The organism is Ruegeria sp. BG5, assembly GCF_056538425.1.
In genome coordinates this window covers 403,380-423,531 of sequence record NZ_JBQFTC010000001.1, presented here as the reverse complement: position 1 = coordinate 423,531, position 20,152 = coordinate 403,380, and the positions used below count along the sequence as shown (strand labels likewise).

Sequence of the window (20,152 nt, the reverse complement as noted above, 5' to 3'; positions counted from 1 at the left end):
ATCATACCTCCCAAAGGCCGCAAAGTGAAACTCTTTTAGGTGCACCAAAATTAGACCTTGGTCACCGTGAGACGTGCTTATCACCGCAGATTTCACTGGGCGAAGTTACGAGCATGTTGCGGGTGCCAGCGTCACAGTCGGAGTACATGCACCGAACACTGAGCATGGCGAACAACGAGAGCAGCCGTGGAACCCAAAAAGAACTCTTTCATCCCAGGTTTGTGTGAAGCGAGGACGATACAGTCGATGCCGTGTTTGTTGGCGTATTCGGTGATTGCGCGACCCGCCGATTGGCTCTCGATCAGGATAGACGACACTTCTGTCTCACTTGTTAGGCGCTCGGCCAAGCGCGCCTTTGCTTTTTGGAGAGACTTTTCTGCGATTCCTTCATCCATATAGTACATTATCTGTCTGTTTGGGGGCTCATGGATATGCGCGGCAGTGATTTTTCCACCTTCGGATACAAGGGCATGTGCCGCCGCAAGTGCGTGTTCACTGATGCCATGCTCCAGAGACAGAGCGACTAGAATATTTTTGTACATTTCAAACCTCCGTATTCAGGTCTTCAGTTTTCTGCTGCTAACTCGCCGCTCCTATTTCACGTTCGGGAGGGCGCACAGGCACCCCAGCCGTAAGAATGGGGTGCGTGCAGTTTCGTCTTGGGCTTATTTGTGCTTTCCCGTCGCTACCTGCTGAGCAGGAGGTCCGGCAGGAACAGGGCCAACTCTGGTACAAAAGTTGTCAACATCAGCGTTGGGAGCCAGGCAAAGACTATGAAGATCAAAGTCGGCCATAACATGCGCGAAACCGGTTCATCACAGACCTGCGCACCAAGATAGAGCAGAGGTGCAGTCGGAGGGGTGATGTTCGCCATACCTAAGTTCACGCCAATCACGGCCGCGAAATGGATGGGATCCATGCCGGTGCTCTGCGCGATGGGCAGTAGGATTGGTGTTGCCAAAAGCAGACCGGAGATATCGTCCATCAGCATCCCGATCAGGATCATCACGACGTTGATCATCAGAAGGATGACGACCGGATTGTCCGAAACGGAATAGACCAGATCTTTGGCCAACTGAGGTGCACCCTGCGAGATCAGGTTGTCCGACACGATCAGAACCATGAAGATCATGACCATGACCACACCAATCGTAACACCGGAATTCTGGATCGTCTGGGCCAGAGTTTTCCAGGTCAGGCCACGATAGAAGTAGAGCGCGATTGGGATCGAGTAGACCACTGCGATACCGGCGGCTTCGGTCGGTGTCATGATACCGCCATAGATACCGCCAAGGATGATCAACGGCATCATAAGCGCAGGTCCGGCCAGGCGCGCCTGAACTCCGAATGTCGGCAGGAACGGTTTAGGACGTTCCGTCAGGTTGATGTCGTCATACTTCCGCAGCATGAACTGATTAACGATTATCAATAGCGTGATCAGGATGATCGCCGGAATGACCGTGGACAAGAAGCACTTTAGTACATGCTGCTGTGCGACCCAGCCATAAAGGATGTGCGACGAACTCGGCGGGATCAACAGACCTAAAGGGCTGGCCGCTACGATCAAAGCCGCCGATTGCCCACCCGGATAGTTGGCCTTTTTCAGGTGGGGCATCATGATGCCGCCGATACAGGTCAGCGTTGCGTTTGCACTGCCGGAAATGGAGCCAAACACACCGCAGGCCAGCACCCCCGCTGCGCTCAAACCTCCTTTGATGTGACCAATGAACATTTCAGCCAGTGCAACAAGAGGGGCGGCGATCTTACCTTTTTCCATGATGCCACCGGCAATCATGAAGAGGGGGATCGCCAGAAGCACCAGTGAGCGGATACCTGTAGAGCCGGTGGGCAAGTAGCCGGTGATGGATTGATCTCCAATAAGGGCGATGAAAATCAAAACCGATCCGAATGCCACATAAACGCTGACGCCTAACAGCAGCATAAAGCAGACGATAAGGAGACTTCCTCCGATGATCATTGGGTTTCTCCTTTTTGCATTTCGGATCTCAGGGGTAGACCGAGCCCTTTGCGGATGTGCACGTACAAATATGCCGCCGTGAACGTCGCCATGAGGCCAAAGGCAATCATGATTGCAATCCGCCAGGTCACAAACGGAATGCGCAGCACCGGGGTTGCGCGCAGCCGGGGGAATGAGAAGTCATCAAGCAGCGAGACATAACAGGCGTACATGAGGAATAGGATCACCAGCACCTCGACTGTCAGGACGACAAAGCCGCGCCACCAAATCAACCGAGGATTTTGGATCACAATGCCAAGAATGTCCGCGTTGATGTGCAGGTTGCGGGCAGAGGCCAGAACAGCACCTGCAAAAAAGCCGATGATGCTAATGCCCAAAAGCCATTCTTCGTAGGCAAACAGATCACCGCCAAATCCATACCGGATGACAACAACTGCCCCAAATGTGAAAGCCATCAGGAAACCGGCAAACATAACGATCTGCCTCATGACAAAAGCCACTGCTTTCAGCGGATACCCAATAATGACTGGCAACTCGTCAGTGATTTTTTGCGAACTCTTCTTTTCTGCGCTTTCGACGACCAATGGACGTTCAGCTTCAGAACTAGACATCTTTCTCCCTCCCTTTGTTGAGCCAAAGACCAAAAAAGGGCCAGCTGATCTGCTGGCCCTTCTTCTCAGTGATTATTGCTGTTCTTTTGCTGCCAGCAGGCGGTCGATGATGTCCTGACCGACGTTTTGTGCCATTGCGGGCCAGACCGTTTCCTGGACATGAGCGGCCATCGCAGCTTGTTCTTCGTCGCTCAGGCGCAAGATGGTGTAGCCTTTGTCGATCAGTTTCTGGCCGAACACTTCGTCGTTCTCACGGTTGTAGGCAAAGAAGTCTTCGGACGCCTTGGTCATAGCGGCTTGCAGAGCGGTGCGCTGTTCATCGTTCAGCTTGTCGAGTGTCCGCTGCGACGCATAGAAAGTTGTCAGTTCCGAAATCGAGTTGTACTCGACAAAATGGGTGCCAACATCTGACTGAGCGAAGATCGAGTAGGTGGCTGTCTTGGTGCAGCAGATCGCCCCATCAACAATACCGGCCTGAAGTGCGGGGAAGATGTCGCCCCATGCCATGGTGGTCGCCTGGTAACCCAGTTCTTCGACCATCGACTTCACAACGCTGGACGACCAGACGCGAATGTTCATGCCCTTGTCGTCAAAAGTATTCCAGTTCTGGGGCTCTTGCGACGAAACGATGCCGATGAACCCTTCCGGATTCTGCGCCATGACGCGCACGCCATATTCGTCGGTGATCTCTTGCAGGATGGTGTTGAACTCGGAGTCCATGTTCAGAAGCGTGCTCTCCATGTCATCCCAGCCGCCCAGCAGGAACGGCATTGACAGGAATTCGAGGCGTGGATCTGTATCGGCATAGATGAACGCCGATGCCAGATCGATGTTGCCGCGTGCAACATCTTCGAACAGCGCCTCACCAGAACCCAGCTGGTTTGCAGGGAAGACCTCGACCTTCAAGCCGACATCCGCTGCTGCCACATCCGCTGCGACCTGTTCCATCATCTTCGTGCCCTGATGATCGATCGGGAACACGCCAGCGAAGCGCAGTGTCATGTCTTCCGCTGCAGCGGTCGTTGAGATTGTGGTTGCAGCGAGCAAAGCTGCGCCACCCATCGCGCCGATGGCGCGGCGGTTAATCTTCGTAATCATTAAGGTTTCCTCCTCAGTAGTGTGTGTCCCGCCGCAATACGCGCAACGGGACATTTCTTTGCTTCAAGTCAGCAAAGTTCCGGGGCGATGAACTCGTATCCAAGATCATCGGCCACAGCCTTGTAAGTCACCTTCCCGTGGGCCACGTTCAGGCCATTCTTCAGGTGACGATTGTCTGCAAGCGCCTGCTTCCAGCCATTGTTGGCAATAGCCAGAGCGTGCGGCAGCGTGACGTTGTTCAGTGCATAGGTCGAGGTTCGGGCGACTGCGCCAGGCATGTTGGCGACGCAGTAATGAACAACATCGTCGACAACATAGGTAGGCTCTGCGTGAGTGGTGGCTTTGGACGTTTCAAAGCAGCCGCCCTGATCGATCGCCACGTCCACGACGACCGCACCGGGTTTCATTTTCGAGATCAGCTCGCGTGAAACCAGCTTGGGCGCAGCAGCGCCCGGGATCAGAACCGCGCCAACAACCAGATCCGCATTGGTGACTTCTTCCTCCAGTGCAGCTTTGGTTGAATAGACAACCTTGGCCGAGGCCTCGAAGTGGTTTTCCAGCTTCTCCAGAACTGCCGGATTGCGGTCCAGAACGGTCACATCCGCGTGCAAGCCAACAGCCATCTGAGCCGCATTGAACCCAACAACACCGCCACCGATGATCACGACCTTGCCTGGTTTCACACCAGGCACACCGCCCAGCAGCACGCCTAGGCCTCCCTTTGCTTTCTCCAACGCACCGGCACCGGCCTGGATCGACATGCGACCGGCAACCTGGCTCATCGGTTTCAGCAGGGGCAGACCGCCATTGTCGTCGGTGACGGTTTCATAAGCGATGCAGACAGCGCCCGAGTCGACCAGATCTTTGGTTTGTTCCGGGTCGGGGGCGAGATGCAGATAGGTGTAAAGGATCTGACCTTCCCGCAGCATAGCGCGTTCAACGGCCTGAGGTTCCTTCACCTTCACAATCATCTCCGCATTGGCAAAAATATCCGCTGCGGTTTCGGCAATCTCCGCGCCAGCGGCACGATAGGCATCATCACCAGCCCCAATGCCAGTGCCGGCATTGGTCTCCACGATGACGTTGTGACCATGAGAAACCAGTTCCGCGACGCTTTCAGGGGTCAGGCCGACGCGGTATTCATGGTTCTTGATTTCCTTGGGAACACCAATGAACATGTTCTTCACTCCTTGGATCGGATGGTCATTTCGCCGTTGGCATGACGAATTCGGCGCCTTCTGAAATGCTCTCGGGCCAGCGCTGCATGATGGATTTCTGTTTGGTGTAGAAACGCACACCCTCCTCGCCATAGGCGTGCATGTCGCCGAACAGGCTCCTCTTCCAGCCGCCAAAACCGTGCCAGGCCATCGGAACCGGGATCGGAACATTGACGCCGACCATGCCGACCTGAACCTGCTTGCCGAATTCACGCGCGACGTTGCCGTCACGGGTGAACAGCGACACACCATTGCCGAACTCGTGGTCGTTGATCAGTTGCAGGCCTTCGGCAAAGTTCGAGACGCGGACACAGGACAGGACCGGGCCAAAGATCTCTTCCTTGTAGATCTTCATATCTGTCGTGACATTGTCGAACAGAGTGCCGCCCAGGAAGAAGCCTTCCTCATGCCCTTCGACGCTGTAGTCACGGCCATCGACCAGCAGGTCAGCACCTTCTGCAACGCCAGAGTCGATATAACCCTTGATCCGGTCACGCGCAGCGGCCGTAACGATCGGGCCCATCTCGGCATCCAGCTCAAGGCCATTCTTGACCTTCAGGGTTTCGGCGCGCTCTTTCAGAACCGGGATAAGCTTGTCGGCAGCATCGCCAACCAGCAGAGCAACCGAGATCGCCATGCAGCGTTCGCCCGCCGACCCAAAGGCCGCGCCGATCAGGGCGTCGGCGGCCTTGTTCATGTCCGCATCGGGCATCACCAGCATGTGGTTCTTTGCGCCACCCAGGGCCTGAACCCGTTTGCCGTGCCGCGCACCAACCTCGTAGATGTAGTTCGCAATCGGGGTCGAACCGACGAAGGACACGGCCTTGACGTCGTCGTTCTCCAGCAACGCATCCACGGCGACCTTGTCACCTTGTACGACGTTGAATACGCCATCAGGGAAACCGGCTTTTTGCATCAGATCCGCGTATAGCAGCGCAGCGGACGGATCGGTCGGTGACGGCTTCAGAATAAAGGTATTGCCTGCGGCGATGGCAATCGGGAACATCCACATCGGCACCATGACCGGGAAGTTGAAGGGAGTAATTCCGGCCACAACGCCCAACGCCTGACGCGTTGTCCAGTTGTCCATGCCAGTGGAGACCTGCTCCGTGTAATCGCCCTTGAGGAGTTGCGGAATGCCGCAGGCAAACTCGATGATATCAATGCCGCGCTCAACTTCGCCTTGAGCGTCGGTGAACACTTTGCCATGCTCAACCGTGATGGCGCGTGCCAGATCGTCTTTGTGCTCGCGCACCAGCGCCAGAAAGTTGTTCATAAGACGGGCGCGGCGGATTGGCGGTGTGTTTGACCACTTCGGGAACGCGGCTTTGGCAGCGGCCACTGCGTCGTCGACAGTCTGGACGTTCGCCAGCGACACCTCGCCGGTTTGCGCACCGGTTGCGGGATTGAAAACCGGCTGCGTATTTTCGCCGGAAGGAACAGTGATTTGGCCATTAATGTAGTGGCCGATCAAAGCGATCGGGGATGCATCTTTCATGATGTCAGTCCTTTTTGGTGTTAGAAGTCAGGGGTTATGGCAGATCCGCCAATACCTCTCCAAGTATTTGACAAAGTTTCGTTATTTCGGGTTCTGAAATGATCAGCGGCGGAGACAGGGCGATGATGTCACCTGTGACACGGATCATTATTCCGGCGTCCCAGCCCCGTTTCATTGCATCATAACCCCGTGCCCCAGGTGCGCCCTCTCGTGGTGCAAGCTCGACCGCGCCCACCAATCCCAGATTGCGGATATCGATGACGTTGGGCAGACCCTTGAGGCTGTGAAGCTGATCCTCCCAGTGCTGCGACAGCAATGCAGCGCGCCGGAATAGATCATTCTGCTTGTAACTCTCCAGCGTTGCCAGCGCCGCGGCGCAGGACACAGGGTTGGCGGAATAGGTATAACCGTGGAACAGCTCAATCGGCGCATCGGCGTTTTCCATAGCCGAGTCATATATCTTGTCGGATACGATGACCGCTCCCATCGGAATGACACCATTGGTGAGGCCTTTGGCGGTCGTGATGATGTCCGGCTTTACATCATAATACTCTGATGCTGTCGCTGCCCCCAAGCGGCCAAAAGCGGTGATGACCTCGTCGAAAATCAGCAGAATGCCATGGCGGTCGCAGATCTCACGCAGCCGCTTTAGGTATCCTTTCGGCGGCAGGAGAACACCGGTCGAACCGGCCATTGGTTCGACGATCACAGCCGCAATGGTCGAGGCGTCATGCAAAGCAACCAAACGCTCCAGATCGTCTGCCAGCTCTGCCCCGTGTTGTGGGCAACCGCGGGAGAAAGCGTTTTTGTCCAGATCATGCGTGTGACGCAGGTGATCAACGCCGGTCAGAAGCGTGCCGAAATGCATGCGGTTCTTGACGATACCGCCAACCGAGATGCCACCAAACCCTGTGCCGTGGTAGCCACGCTCGCGCCCGATCAAACGCGTACGCGCCCCATCGCCGCGCATTCGATGGTAGTGCAGCGCAATCTTTAGCGCCGTATCAACAGACTCGGAGCCAGAGTTGGTGAAGAAAGCATGGTTCATCCCCTCAGGCATCATCGCGGTCAGCTTTGCCGACAACTCAAATGCCTGCGGGTGTGAGAACTGGAAGTTTGGTGCGTAATCCAGCTCGTGCACCTGTTTCTGTACCGCTTCAACGATAAGCGGATCACGGTGACCGGCATTGACGCACCACAGTCCGGCGGTGCCGTCCATGACCCTGCGACCATCGGAGGTAGTGTAGTACATCCCATCAGCCGCTTGGATCATTCGGGGCTCGCGAAGGAAATCACGATTGGCCGAAAACGGCATCCAAAACGATGACATTGAGTTGGGTTGATCGAGCACGTTCTTTCCTCGTGAAACAGATTTTCATTTGATGACAAATCTTTGCAGAGTTCAGACCTTCCGCACACCCGGCTTTATGCGATTCTGTAAGTTATTGAAAAACAGACCGCCGCCCCCTAATGTGCTTAAAATCAAAAGCGGGAAATCATTATGGATGCCTCACTAAAATCTGATCTGGAAACCGCAAGACGGCTGCGATTGATTCGAACCTCAAAGGGCCTCAGTCAGCGCGAAATGGCAAAGCGGGCCGGTGTGGGAAGCGGTACGATTTCTCAAATTGAAAGCGGATCGTCCCAGCCATCTGTGGCATTGCTCAAGAAGATTCTTGCAGGTGTAGACATAAATCTTGGTTTCTTTTTCAGCTTTGAACTCAAAAACGACGACAGCTTTTATTTTCCTCACAGCAGCATGCGTGATCTTGGATCACCCGGAGTTTCCTATTTGCTTGTCGCAGGTGAGCGCCGAGACAGAAAGCTTCAGATGCTCATAGAAAAGTACGACGTCGGAGCTGACTCGGGTCGGTCTGAACTATCGCATGAAGGAGAGGAATGCGCGGTTGTGATAGAGGGCCGTCTTGAAGTGACGGTAGATGGGCAGTCCAGGGTTCTGGGTCCCGGGGACGCGTACTATTTCTCAAGCATATTGCCACACAGGTTTCGAAACGCTGGAGACACACCCTGTAAAGTCATTAGCGCATGCACTCCTTCGTCGTTCTGACTAAATCACAAGACCTCTTCTGTGAACGCTTCAATATTTCGCGGGATGGTCAAATTCGATAACCAACTCAGAATGTGGAAATGAAATCGACATTCACGATCAGGAGCCAACTGTCGCCTTTCTCACGCCCCCCCCCGACGGCGGGCTTATTAGGTTTCGCGCCTGCAGCGAATGGCCGAATGCGTGCTGCCGCTGCGGCATCTTGAATGCTCGGCGAAGGTCGGGATTGGGCCGGTTCCGGCGTCGCATTTTCTTGACCCACGACTGATGCTTCATGTCATGGGACATTGGGCCCACAAGTTTGGGACCTCAATTAGTTGTGCCATGTCCCATAAATTGATGTGGATTCCTCAAAGCGTTTTTTGTCGTACATCCGATGATAGTAAAGAAATTGCTCGACTTCCATGGCTTGGCAAGCGGCACTGCTGGCATGGACAACACAACCCGTGAACAGCTCAGTTTCGTTTTTGCAAAGCTAACGGGTAGTTTGGAGGACGCGGCATCGCAAGCTCTCAAAGGCCAGCGATCGAAGATTAGCCCAAAAGAAGCAATAGAGCTTGTTCAGTCCCTCCAGGTCCCGCTGCAACACGCCGCCGCGCGTATGCGGGCGATTGAGCTCTTAGCCCGTCAGAACGGGCGAAAATGAAGCGAAGCACCAACTTTGGATTGCGCAAAGCGGGCGTATGAGCCTGCACAGGATCGGTAGTCAGTCAATCCGTAGAACTAGTCCAACAACTCACCCAGCGAGACACCAAGCGCGGTAGCCAGTTTATCCACAACGGTAATCGTTGGGTTGCGGGCACTGCGCTCGAGATCGCTAATGTACGTCCTGTGAACATCCGCTTGATGCGCGAACTCCTCTTGCGACCAGCCTTTTATCTGCCGCAAGCGTCGCAGGTTTTTGGCAAGGCGGTCGCGCACATCCATACAGCGTGTTGGACATCGACACAGATGATCAGTCTACAGACGATCAGTGACATATTCTGTTGACTTCCGTCCTAAACGAAGCGCTGGTATGTCACCGATCGACGACAAGGCGCGGCAGATGAAAGACCAGTTGAACCCATCAGATGTGCGATATGTAAAGCTAGGCTCTGGCGGCAAACATGTTGATTATGCCCAGGAGAATGCGGTCATTCCTGTCGACTTTGACCTGGCCGACCACTCGCTGTGTCTGGAAGGCGATTGGGAGATGTTGCTAACAACGATGACCCAGGCCGGGCGCGGAATTCAGGCCGCAAAAGAAGATATACGGGAATTGAAAGACTTCTACGACCTGCCAGACGGCTCGCTTTGGATTACAATGGCGCGTGGGCACCTATGGTGGGCGCTTGCGGGCGACAAGATCGAACTATCCAAGGTAAAATCGTCGGGCCCGGTGCGTTGGCGCTCAACACAAAGTGGCTGGTCCAAAATAACGCTTGCTGGCACCCCTCTCCAACTAAACACCCTGAGTTCAGCGCTCACCAAGACAGCATCATACAGGCGGACAATTTGTAAGGTCGAGGCTCAGGACTACCTGTTGCGATCCATCCGGGGAGAGCGCCATCCGCTACAACACCACGCCTGCGCGCTCACCGACGAGATGCATAGTCTGGCAGAGCAAATGATCAGGACCCTGCATTGGGCAGAATTTGAAACATTGATTGATCTCATCTTCCTGCGAAACGGCTGGCGGCGTACCAGCCTGCTGGGTGGCAACATGCCTGATGTGGACCTGGTGCTCGAGCAACCCCTGACCGGGGAAACGGCCTGGGTTCAGGTCAAGAGCCAGGCACGTCAGGCTGAGCTCGACAGCTATATTGAACGATTCTTAGCCGATGGGTCCTGGGACCGTTTCATATTTGCATGTGCCGATCCACGCGGCGCATTGGCCCTTCCAACGCAAAGGGATTTGAACCTGGACATTTGGACAGGCAACGAGCTGGCCTCAAGAACTTTGGAGTCCGGGCTTTTTAAGTGGCTGTCCGACAGGATGGTCTGACTCACTTAGCTACGCCATTCCAGTGCTGCCTATGTCGGACGGTGCCAGGGTTGTTCATCCTCCTTAACGTATTCGACCCTGAGCAGCGTGGTCTCAAGCGTGCAACCTTCAGGCGCAACAAGACAGCCGTAGCCCATGTTATTGACCTCCTGCGGGCTGTATTTTTCCTGTAGTTCATCAAGTAGAACTTTGGCTTTCAGATTACCCTTCAGCGCTTCACGCTGAATCATCTTCAACACCAATTCCACAGTCGAGTAGCGCTTGCGTTCGCCGTCTTCGCTGACAACATGTGTTTCATGCGCAACTCTCTGGACAATAGGCTTCATCCCTTTCGCACCGCGCAGTCTTCCCTTGGGATTGCCAGATTTTCCTCTTTGGAACCTGGTGGGATAAAGAGGATCGAAATCCTCAAGCGGGTCAGCACCATCGGTCATAGGCTAATTCCTTGATACATAAATTAGGGGCTTGGCCATACTTTGCACCTCGCGGCTTGCCCCAGTCTTTGAGCGTTGAAGATAGCCATTAGGTGTCGTTTTCATGTTCTTGCACGGGGGCTCTTGGTGCGATCACCACGCCTGTTTGTATCTTCGATCGCGGGGGTGTTATGGCTTCATATTTTTCAAACTGCTTTAGCACGTACCTTGCCGATTGGATGTTTCCCTTGAGCGCTTTATCAACCTGCACACGCAGTGTGGCTTCGCGCGCGTCCATGTTTTTGCTGCCGCCGGGCAAACGAACTCTGACCTGCTGATCCAGGACCTGATCCAGATCCAGTTCAATGGACCCTTTTTTACGGGGCCTGCCTTTTGGATTTCCGGATTGTCCCTTTTGGAACTGAGTATCCCGAGGAGGACGACCGAAGCCAACTTGGTAGTCTTTGTCACGCATCTGCTGCCTCCGATTCAGCTATCGCACTGACACCTTCGCTTGCACGATCAGCCGCGACCTCATGAAACACCGGACCGTCTTCACCAAGACGTGGGATCAGGCCGAATGTTTCCGTCAAACGGCGCAGGATCACGTCACAGTAGGCTGCATCAAGCTCGACCCCATATCCACGGCGACCCGATTGCTCAGCCGCTACAAGTGTGGATCCCGACCCACAGAATGGGTCCAACACCAACCCGCCACGATGTGAGCAGTCCAGAATGGCGTCCCTCACCAATGCCACAGGCTTAACTGTAGGGTGCATCTCAAGGCCGCCCTGCCCTTCACCAAAACTATTGGCTCCGGCATAAGTCCAGACATTCGTCCGGTTCCTGCCATTCTTTCCAAGTTCGACATTGTTGATGTGTTTGCCGGCCCCCGATTTGAACAAATACACCAACTCGTGCTGTGAGCGGTACAGCGATCCCATTCCGCCATTGGTCTTAGACCAAACACAAAGGTTTTTGAGCTCGGAGTAAGCCACGTCCCCTGCCCCAAGGATTTCTCTTATATGGCGCCAGTCCATACACTGAAAATGAATGGAACCGTCTTCACTATAGGCGGCAAGGTGTTTGAATACAGTCGTCAAGAAGCACTGAAAGTCTTCTGGCGACATTTCACCGGACGCCATGGCAAACTCTCGATGCTGAACCGATCCCAAGCCCGAGACGTGTCCCCGTATGGGCACGTTGTAAGGGGGATCTGTGAAGACCATCTGAGCACGTTCCGATCCGAGCAAAGCGGCATAGGTCTCCGCCCTGGTGCTATCCCCGCAGATCAGGCGATGAGGGCCAATGTGCCAGATGTCACCCTCCCGGGTTACCGGCGAATTCCCAGTTGGTGTCGGAACCTGATCCAACGGATCCTGCCCTTCCTCACCATCCAGTCTCAGCGCCTGGATGCTCAGATCGATCTCAGGCAACTCGAAACCCGTTAGTGTGAGATCAAATGGGATTTCCAACTCTTCGAGGTACTGGAATTCGAGCGCCAGAAGGCCTGCATCCCAACCCGCATTTTCAGCAAGCTTGTTGTCCGCGATGACATAAGCCCGAATGTCCTCTTGGCTCATGCCTGACAAACAGATCGTTGGGACTTGCTCCAACCCCAAGAGTTTGGCTGCCTCGTCACGGCCATGTCCCGCAATGAGCTGATTGTCATCATCAACAAGAACGGGGTTGGTAAACCCAAAGTGCTCGATTGAGCGCATCACCTGCCGGATCTGGCTTTTCGAATGCGTTCTGGGATTTCTGTTCCTTGGCTTAAGAGCGTTGGGAGATTGATAAACTAACTTCAGCGCAGTCAATGACGTGGCTCCTCACATAGGCGGAGCCGAATTCAGAACGTCAGATACAATGCGGCCCCGGGTTTCACTTCGGGTCCACGCAAGCGCATTCTAACGTGTTATATGTCTGGGCACTTGTTTCAGCCAGGCGCTGTCCCGGTTCAATCTCAGACAGCGTCAAGATCATTCCGGCCATTTTATTGTTAAGATCAATGTAACTATTGCAGTGAAAGATTCAATATCAACCGGTGCATCCACGTCGAACTCCAGGCAAACCGAAGAGATTCAGAACGCCGGGAAACTCAACTTTAACCCGATACACTCTCGTTCAAGAAGCATTGTTATTGCTAAATCCGGACTACAAATATCAGAGCCAATCAAAAGCTCTAGAAGGGTCCAAAGCCGACGATCCTCACAGAGGTTCACAATTACCGCTGTGCTGGACATAGCGTGAATTCACGTAGCGGACCCCAACTTCTGCAGTCTGCGCATCGCGACCTCGATTTCCTGCAACAAGGGCGGATTGCAGACCTTCCCCGCAAGTGCGAGATTTTGTGGGGCAATCTGTGAAAGCTGACATTCCGGTGTTCACTTTAGGCAGCTGATTTCTGCACAGCCGCAGGGCGGCGATGAGCTCGAAGCTGAAGTAACCTTGGGCTGGAACCATTGACCTGCATCAGCGGTCAACTCAGGCATTGCAAATCAATCGATCCAAGACCTCAAATTTTTGTTCAACAAAACTAATGAATCGGCTCGATGAAGGAGACATTATTCGATCGCAAAGCGTAACGCAGCCCAGGTGGCGGTCCGGGTCGCCGATCTTGATGGGAAGGGATGTCAGGGTGTTTTGGCGTTGCATCATGAAGACAACCGAGAACGGCAACACGGTCAAAGAGTCTGAGCCAGTCAAGACATTTGCGACCGCGCTGAGAGACCCTCCGGTAAAGCTTATCTTGAGGTCACGCACACCAATTCCATCCAAGGTATTTCTCAGGTCGCGAAAAAGTGGACTGTTCGCGGGCGGGGCGATCCAAGGATAGTTGGTAATATCATCGAGTTTCACCTCTTTCTTGCGCGCCAAAGGGTGCCCTATGCGGCAAGCAATAACATTTCGCCCAGGAAGGATTTGGCGAAACTCGTACTCTTCAGATACGTCGGCCGGACGAATAGGAAGAATTGCCACGTCCAATGTCTCATTGGAAATCTGCGACAACAGGTCCGCGGGATATCCATAGGACTGGTCGATCCGGACGTTTGGGTGCTCGGCCTGAAACTCCGCGATCACGCTCGAGATCACGCCGTCCATGAAGATTGGCGTACCCGCAACCCGCACCGCGCCCGCAAGGCCTTGCCGGTATTCGTCCACCAGACGGCTCGCATGACGGCCGGCATCCAGAATCCTCTGCCCCTCACGCGCCAATGAAAGACCAAGTTCGGTAGGTTGCAGAGGTCGCCGCGCGGGGAGGAACAGGGGTTCTCCCACGCGATCTTCCAGCAAGGACACGCTGCGCGAGACACTGGGCTGAGATTTGCCAAGCAAAACAGAGCCTTCGGTCAAGCCACCCGCTTCGACGATGGCCGCGAGAATTTCGAGATGACGTGGATCTAACTTCATAACCCAAGGTTATATTATCAGTTCCAAATTCGATCAAGAACTCGTTCGTGCCCTGCTAGCGTTGACCAAATTCACAATTCTTCGCAGGTCGGGAAACCTCTCAATGGGTCTCAGCATCACCAGCATTAACGGTCAGAAGGTTCGGTTCGGCGCGGGTTTGCGAAACGACATTTGTTCCGAGCTGTCTGAACTAAGCTCGACAAAAGCGCTGATTCTTTCGACGCCGCAACAAGTGGATATGGCGATGGAACTGGCGACAATGATCGGGGATCGCGCGTCGGGTGTATTTACCCGCGCGACAATGCACACGCCGGTCGACGTCACCGAAGAGGCAGTCGAACATGCCCAGTCAGTTCAAGCCGACAGTGTAGTGGCCATCGGAGGCGGCTCGACGATCGGATTGAGCAAGGCAATTTCCCTGCGCACCGGGCTACCGCAGGTCGCCATCCCAACCACCTATGCCGGCAGTGAGGCCACGCCGATCCTGGGTCAGACTGATAAAGGTATCAAAACCACTCTTACAGACGCTAACGTTCTGCCGCGGGTCATTTTGTATGATCCTGAACTTGTGGCCTCTTTGCCGCCTTCAATGACCGTGACCAGCGCGCTGAACGCGGTGGCGCACGCGGCCGAAGCGCTCTATGCCAAAGACCGCACAGAGGAAACTACTGCGCTGGCAATCAACGGTCTCAAAGCGTTCGCAGAGGGTCTGCCAACCGTTGTCGAAAACCCCAACGACCTGAAAGCCAGAGAAGAAACGCAGCGCGGCGCGTGGGCCTGCGGCACGGTACTTGGCCTTGTCGGAATGGCCCTGCACCACAAGCTTTGCCATACGCTGGGCGGGTCCTTCAATCTGCCGCATGCGGAAACCCATGCGATCGTTCTGCCCCATGCCATCGCTTACAATGCCGTAAGCGTGCCCGATCTGCTGGCCCCCGTGTCAGACAGTCTTGGCGGTTCTAAGCCCGGTCAGGCGCTTTGGGAATTTGCCATAGCCATGGGCGCACCCCTGGCTTTGAAAGACCTCGGCCTTTCGGAAGACGATCTGGATCGCGCCACAGAAATCACACTCAAAAATCCGTATTGGAACCCGCGCTCTGTCACGGCTGACGGGGTGCGGGCGCTATTGCAAAACGCTTGGGCGGGCAACGCCCCAAGCGTTTGAGTTCACCGTGTCAATGGAGGGACACATGATCACACGACGCAAATTGCTGCAATCCAGCGCCGCAACCGGCCTCGGGCTGGCCGCCGGCGCGCTCGCCGCACCCGCTATCGCACAGGGCGCGAAGATCAAGCTGGGCTATGTCAGCCCGCAATCAGGGCCTCTGGCTGCCTTTTCCGAAGCAGACACGTACATTCTGGATAATTTCGCCGCGTCCGAGGCTGGCGCGAATTTCGAAGTGATAGTCAAGGACAGTCAGTCGAACCCGAACCGCGCCGCCGACGTTGCGGGTGAGTTGATCGTGGATGACGAGATCGACCTGATGCTGGTCGCCTCGACCCCCGAAACGACAAACCCGGTTGCGTCAACCTGCGAGGCCGAAGAAGTGCCCTGCATTTCGACCGTTGCCCCGTGGCAGCCGTGGTTCATCGGCCAGCAGGGCAATCCCGGCGATCCCGGATCTTGGGAGCCGTTCTATTACGCCTATCACTTCTTCTGGGGGCTCGAAGATGTGATCTCTGTTTTCACCGCGATGTGGGGCCAGTTGGACACCAACAAACAGGTTGGCGCCTTGTTCCCGAATGATGGTGACGGCAATGCCTGGGGGGATCCGAATGTGGGCTTTCCGCCGGCTCTTTCCGAGCTTGGATACACACTGACCGACCCCGGGCGGTACCAGAACCTGACGGACGATTTCTCGTCCCAGATCAATGCCTTCCGGCAGGCGAATGTCGAGATAGTGACTGGTGTTCCGATCCCGCCCGATTTCACTACATTCTGGAGCCAGGCCAAGCAGCAAGGCTTTACGCCGAAAGCCGCGAGCATCGGTAAAGCTATCCTGTTTCCGCAAGCGGTCGAAGTCTTGGGCAGCGCTGGCAACAATCTGAGCTCCGAAGTGTGGTGGTCGCCCACGCATCCATTCTCGTCATCGCTGACGGGCGCGAGCTCGGCTGAACTGGCGCAAGGCTATATGGCTGCCACTAGCCGACAGTGGACCCAACCCATCGGCTTTGTGCACGCACTGTTCGAAATGGCAGCAAACGTCATGGGCCGCGTCGATGACGCGGGCGATGGCGATGCCGTAGCCGAAGCTATCGCTGCCACGCAGTTGGATTCTATCGTGGGCCGGATCGCGTTTGATGGTGCGGGCCTGCCACCCTTCGCTGCGCAGAACGTTGCCAAAACGCCCCTGGTTGGGGGGCAGTGGAGGCTGCTCGACAATGGCAGCTATGACCTCGTGATCGTCGACAACTCTTCCGTGCCCGAGATCCCGACTGCGGGTGTGATGGAAGAAATTTCCTGATCGCAACGAAACCAAAGCCCCGGACTCAAGCCCGGGGCAGGAACACCGGTATGACCATACTTTCGCTCAAAAATGTCTCCAAAAGCTTCGGAGCCCTGACCGTCACCGACGATGTCAGCTTTGACGTCGAGCAAGGACAAGCCCTTGGGATCATTGGTCCGAACGGCGCCGGGAAGTCGACGCTGTTCAACCTGATTACCGGAAACCTGACCTCTGACGCGGGATCGATCCATTTCGATAGCGTAGATGTCACTCGCGTGCCGCCCATGCAGCGCTGCTTATCCGGTGTTGGGCGTTCTTTTCAGATCCCTCAACCGTTTGATCATCTGACAGTGTTTGAAAATCTTCTGGTGGCTGCAACGCATGGGCAGAACAAATCCGAACAAGAGGTCGAACAGGACTGCGTTCGTATTCTTGAACAGACGGAAATGCTGAATGCGGCCAATGATCCGGCAGCAGGTTTGCGGTTGCTACAGCGCAAGCGGCTGGAGCTGGCGCGTGCAATGGCCACAAACCCCAAGCTTCTGCTGTTGGACGAAATCGCCGGGGGTTTGACCGATGCGGAATGCACCGCGCTGATCAACACGATCAAGGGACTGCACAGCAGCGGTGTCACGATTATCTGGATCGAACACGTCCTGCATGCGCTCACCTCTGTCGTCGAACGGCTGCTGGTTCTGGATTTCGGCAAGGTGATCGGCCTGGGCGATCCGGACACGATCATGAACAGCCGGGAAGTCAAAGAAATCTATCTGGGGATCGAAGTCTGATGAGCCTGCTGGAAACCCACGCGCTGACCGCCCATTACGGAGATTTCCAAGCCCTGTTCGGCGTGGATATCCACCTGAACGAAGGCGAAACCGTCGCCATTATCGGCGCGAACGGGGCCGGGAAATCGACTCTCATGCGCTCGATCTCTGGCGTTCTGACCAACGGGCCCGAACAGGTGCGCTTTGACGGTCAACCCATCGGAGGCCTAGCCGCGGACGAGATTATGGCGCGCGGAGTGGCCATGGTGCCCGAGGGGCGTCGGTTGTTTCCTTCTCTCAGTGTCGAAGAAAATTTGCTGATCGGCACCTATGGCCGAAAAGTGTCAGGCCATTGGTCTTTGCAAACGATCTACGACCTGTTCCCGATCCTGAATGAGCGTCGCAACCATCCGGGGACGGCTCTCTCAGGTGGGCAACAGCAGATGGTGGCAATTGGCCGCGCCCTCATGAGCAACCCGCGCGTTTTGCTCTGTGACGAGATCAGCCTCGGGCTGGCACCTGTGGTCATCAAGGACATCTACGACGCCGTCCCCCGCATTCAGGAGGCCGGAGCCAGCCTGATCGTGGTGGAGCAGGACATTGGCCAGGCGATGAAAGTCGCGGATCGCGTCTACTGCATGATGGAGGGTCGCGTCACGCTGGAAGGCACCGCCGAGACGCTTAGCCGTGAAGCCATTCACGACGCCTATTTCGGAGGAGCCGCCGCATGATCTGGATCGACACCATCATTCAGGGCGTTCTGTTGGGCGGGCTCTATGCGCTGTTCGCGGCAGGCCTGAGCCTCGTGTTCGGGATCATGCGTTTGGTCAATTTGGCCCATGGCGATCTGATCGTCTTTGCAGCCTATCTGATCCTTCTATTGGTCTCGTTGTTTGGGCTGTCGCCGTTTCTGGCAGCCATCATTGCCGCACCAATCATGTTTGGCGTGGGTTGGGCCTTGCAAAGGCACGTGCTGAACCGAGTGCTGGGGCCTGATATCCTACCGCCTTTGCTTGTGACATTCGGTCTGTCGATCGTCTTGCAGAATGCTCTGCTCGAAGGGTTCTCAGCAGATAGCCAACGTTTGCCTGCGGGTGAGATTGCAACCGCTTCCGTTCAAATAGGCGGGTTGAATCTTGGTGTTCTGCCGCTGCTGACCTTTGCCTCGGCTATCCTTGTCATCGTAGGTCTGAACCAACTTTTCTACCGCACAGAGTTGGGCCGAGCGTTCCGCGCGACCTCGGATGATGCGGTGACAGCGGGTCTGATGGGTATCCGGCCAGAACGTATCTTCGCCAATGCGACAGCCATCGCAATGCTCGTGGTGACCTTGGCGGCGCTTTATCTAGGAATGCGGGCGAACTTTGACCCGAACATCGGCCCAGCGCGCCTGATCTACGCCTTTGAAGCCGTAATCATTGGCGGCCTCGGCAGCCTGTGGGGCACGTTGATTGGAGGCATCATCATCGGCCTCGCGCAGACCGTTGGTGCGGCGATCAACCCCGAATGGCAAATCCTGGCTGGCCACCTGGCCTTTCTCATCGTGCTTCTGATCAAACCCAGAGGCCTGTTTCCAAGGGCGGTGGACTAATGACTGATACCTCAATGTACAGCGTCCAGACTCAGACCCGCGCATCCTACAGCGCCGGAGCTGTCTGCGTCGCCCTGATCATTTTGTTCATCCTGCTGCCGACGTTTGCCAGCAGGGGGTTGATTCAAGACCTGTTCTTCATCTTCACCATGCTTGTACTAGCGCAGTTCTGGAACCTGCTGGCGGGGTACGGCGGTTTGGTCTCGGTCGGACAACAAGCCTTTGTTGGTATGGGGGCCTATGCCATGTTCGGCGGCGTCATCCTGTGGGGTATGGACCCGGTTCCGGCGATCCTGTTGGGCGGCGCTGCAGCCCTGATTGTCGCTATACCTACGGCCTTCTTCGCCTTTCGCCTGCAAGGGGCTTACTTCGCCATCGGAACATGGGTCATCGCCGAGGTCATGCGCCTGCTGGTGGCCCAATGGAAAGTGCTCGGTGGCGGCACCGGCACCTCTCTGCCGCGCACCGCAACGCGTGAGATGTGGGCCACCGAGTGGATCCAAACCACGTTTGACGTTCGCGGCGCGGCAGCGCGGGATATCCTGACGTATTGGTTGGCCTTGGCGCTGGTGATCGCAACGATTGCGGGCATCTACTGGCTGCTCAGAACGAAGCGTGGGCTGGCGCTGGCGGCGGTACGGGACAACGTTGAAGCGGCTAAGTCTGTTGGCGTCGATGCGGTGCGGATGAAATGGCTGGTCTACTTGGTCTCAGCCGCAGGAACCGGGCTGACCGGCGCGCTGATCTACGTTCAAAAGTTGCGGATTTCACCTGATGCGGCGTTCTCGGTCACCGACTGGACCGCTTACGTGATTTTCATCGTTGTTATCGGAGGCATCGGGACCATTGAAGGCCCAATCCTGGGCGTGCTGATCTTCTTCATATTGCAGAGCCTGCTGGCCGACTACGGCTCCTGGTACCTCATGGTGCTTGGTCTGATCGGGATCGCCGTCATGCTCTTCGCCCCGCGCGGCCTCTGGGGGCTGATCACCGAAAAAACCGGACTTCAAATATTCCCCGTGCGCCGTCGTTTGGTGATTGGCGCGCAGTCGAACAAGGAGGATTGATC

General features: G+C 55.6%; 20 protein-coding genes. 8 read left to right on the top strand and 12 right to left on the bottom strand.

The window, feature by feature from the left end; translation table 11 throughout:
• Positions 1–131: 131 nt before the first annotated feature.
• The 7 genes from ACR0KX_RS02000 to aptA all read right to left on the bottom strand — a co-directional run bounded on the left by ACR0KX_RS02000 (position 132) and on the right by aptA (position 7,732).
• The gene (locus ACR0KX_RS02000; protein WP_170456018.1) at positions 132–542 is read right to left on the bottom strand and encodes a universal stress protein; all 411 of its coding nucleotides are present in this window, start codon (positions 540–542) and stop codon (positions 132–134) included.
• Between the two features lie 143 nt (positions 543–685).
• A complete protein-coding gene (locus ACR0KX_RS01995; RefSeq protein ID WP_170456020.1) occupies positions 686–1,978 on the bottom strand; it encodes a TRAP transporter large permease in 1,293 nt (430 codons plus the stop codon).
• Positions 1,975–2,589 (bottom strand): TRAP transporter small permease, encoded by a 615-nt coding sequence (locus ACR0KX_RS01990; protein ID WP_480627364.1) that lies wholly within the window; start codon positions 2,587–2,589, stop codon positions 1,975–1,977. The genes ACR0KX_RS01995 and ACR0KX_RS01990 overlap by 4 nt, the downstream gene beginning before the upstream one ends.
• Before the next feature lie 72 nt (positions 2,590–2,661).
• Positions 2,662–3,651 carry a TRAP transporter substrate-binding protein DctP gene (gene dctP, locus ACR0KX_RS01985; protein WP_170456159.1) on the bottom strand — a complete coding sequence of 330 codons (990 nt, stop codon included), beginning with the start codon at positions 3,649–3,651 and terminating at the stop codon, positions 2,662–2,664.
• A 104-nt stretch (positions 3,652–3,755) separates the two neighbouring features.
• Positions 3,756–4,865: an alanine dehydrogenase gene (gene ald, locus ACR0KX_RS01980; protein ID WP_170623042.1), complete on the bottom strand. Its 1,110-nt coding sequence runs from the start codon at positions 4,863–4,865 to the stop codon at positions 3,756–3,758.
• 25 nt (positions 4,866–4,890) lie between these two features.
• Positions 4,891–6,402 carry a CoA-acylating methylmalonate-semialdehyde dehydrogenase gene (locus ACR0KX_RS01975; protein WP_480707791.1) on the bottom strand — a complete coding sequence of 504 codons (1,512 nt, stop codon included), beginning with the start codon at positions 6,400–6,402 and terminating at the stop codon, positions 4,891–4,893.
• A 34-nt stretch (positions 6,403–6,436) separates the two neighbouring features.
• Positions 6,437–7,732, bottom strand: coding sequence for an omega-aminotransferase AptA (aptA, locus tag ACR0KX_RS01970; RefSeq protein WP_170623162.1), 1,296 nt, complete (start codon positions 7,730–7,732; stop codon positions 6,437–6,439).
• Between the two features lie 171 nt (positions 7,733–7,903).
• Here aptA and ACR0KX_RS01965 point away from each other — a divergent pair, with 171 nt between their 5' ends.
• Positions 7,904–8,470, top strand: coding sequence for a cupin domain-containing protein (locus ACR0KX_RS01965; RefSeq protein ID WP_170456026.1), 567 nt, complete (start codon positions 7,904–7,906; stop codon positions 8,468–8,470).
• Positions 8,471–9,193: 723 nt separating this feature from the next.
• Here ACR0KX_RS01965 and ACR0KX_RS01960 read toward each other — a convergent pair.
• A complete protein-coding gene (locus tag ACR0KX_RS01960; protein ID WP_170452299.1) occupies positions 9,194–9,397 on the bottom strand; it encodes a helix-turn-helix domain-containing protein in 204 nt (67 codons plus the stop codon).
• Between the two features lie 88 nt (positions 9,398–9,485).
• Between ACR0KX_RS01960 and ACR0KX_RS01955 the strand changes: the two genes are divergently transcribed.
• Entirely contained in the window at positions 9,486–10,454 is a 969-nt protein-coding gene (locus ACR0KX_RS01955) for a restriction endonuclease (RefSeq protein ID WP_480707790.1), read from the top strand.
• 29 nt (positions 10,455–10,483) lie between these two features.
• On the opposite strand, the gene ACR0KX_RS01950 is transcribed toward ACR0KX_RS01955, so the two are convergent.
• The 4 genes from ACR0KX_RS01950 to ACR0KX_RS01935 form a co-directional block, all read right to left on the bottom strand.
• Positions 10,484–10,888 carry a DUF5681 domain-containing protein gene (locus ACR0KX_RS01950; RefSeq protein WP_170623111.1) on the bottom strand — a complete coding sequence of 135 codons (405 nt, stop codon included), beginning with the start codon at positions 10,886–10,888 and terminating at the stop codon, positions 10,484–10,486.
• Between the two features lie 88 nt (positions 10,889–10,976).
• Positions 10,977–11,342, bottom strand: coding sequence for a DUF5681 domain-containing protein (locus ACR0KX_RS01945; RefSeq protein WP_170449314.1), 366 nt, complete (start codon positions 11,340–11,342; stop codon positions 10,977–10,979).
• Positions 11,335–12,684 (bottom strand): site-specific DNA-methyltransferase, encoded by a 1,350-nt coding sequence (locus ACR0KX_RS01940; protein ID WP_480707789.1) that lies wholly within the window; start codon positions 12,682–12,684, stop codon positions 11,335–11,337. Before ACR0KX_RS01940 ends, ACR0KX_RS01945 begins: the two co-directional genes overlap by 8 nt.
• Positions 12,685–13,351: 667 nt before the next feature.
• Positions 13,352–14,278: a LysR family transcriptional regulator gene (locus tag ACR0KX_RS01935; RefSeq protein WP_170623109.1), complete on the bottom strand. Its 927-nt coding sequence runs from the start codon at positions 14,276–14,278 to the stop codon at positions 13,352–13,354.
• Positions 14,279–14,381: 103 nt separating this feature from the next.
• Here ACR0KX_RS01935 and ACR0KX_RS01930 point away from each other — a divergent pair, with 103 nt between their 5' ends.
• Genes ACR0KX_RS01930 through ACR0KX_RS01905 form a run of 6 tightly spaced genes read left to right on the top strand, consistent with a single transcriptional unit; the run spans position 14,382 to position 20,150 of the window.
• Complete coding sequence (locus ACR0KX_RS01930) at positions 14,382–15,443, top strand: maleylacetate reductase (RefSeq protein ID WP_170353287.1); 1,062 nt, start codon at positions 14,382–14,384, stop codon at positions 15,441–15,443.
• 25 nt (positions 15,444–15,468) lie between these two features.
• Positions 15,469–16,743 (top strand): ABC transporter substrate-binding protein, encoded by a 1,275-nt coding sequence (locus ACR0KX_RS01925; protein ID WP_170528638.1) that lies wholly within the window; start codon positions 15,469–15,471, stop codon positions 16,741–16,743.
• Positions 16,744–16,793: 50 nt separating this feature from the next.
• Entirely contained in the window at positions 16,794–17,513 is a 720-nt protein-coding gene (locus ACR0KX_RS01920) for an ABC transporter ATP-binding protein (RefSeq protein ID WP_170623107.1), read from the top strand.
• A complete protein-coding gene (locus tag ACR0KX_RS01915; RefSeq protein WP_170623105.1) occupies positions 17,513–18,223 on the top strand; it encodes a branched-chain amino acid ABC transporter ATP-binding protein in 711 nt (236 codons plus the stop codon). Before ACR0KX_RS01920 ends, ACR0KX_RS01915 begins: the two co-directional genes overlap by 1 nt.
• On the top strand, positions 18,220–19,083 hold the full coding sequence (locus tag ACR0KX_RS01910; RefSeq protein WP_170353291.1) for a branched-chain amino acid ABC transporter permease: 864 nt from the start codon (positions 18,220–18,222) through the stop codon (positions 19,081–19,083). The genes ACR0KX_RS01915 and ACR0KX_RS01910 overlap by 4 nt, the downstream gene beginning before the upstream one ends.
• Positions 19,083–20,150: a branched-chain amino acid ABC transporter permease gene (locus ACR0KX_RS01905; RefSeq protein WP_170353292.1), complete on the top strand. Its 1,068-nt coding sequence runs from the start codon at positions 19,083–19,085 to the stop codon at positions 20,148–20,150. The genes ACR0KX_RS01910 and ACR0KX_RS01905 overlap by 1 nt, the downstream gene beginning before the upstream one ends.
• Positions 20,151–20,152: the final 2 nt, after the last annotated feature.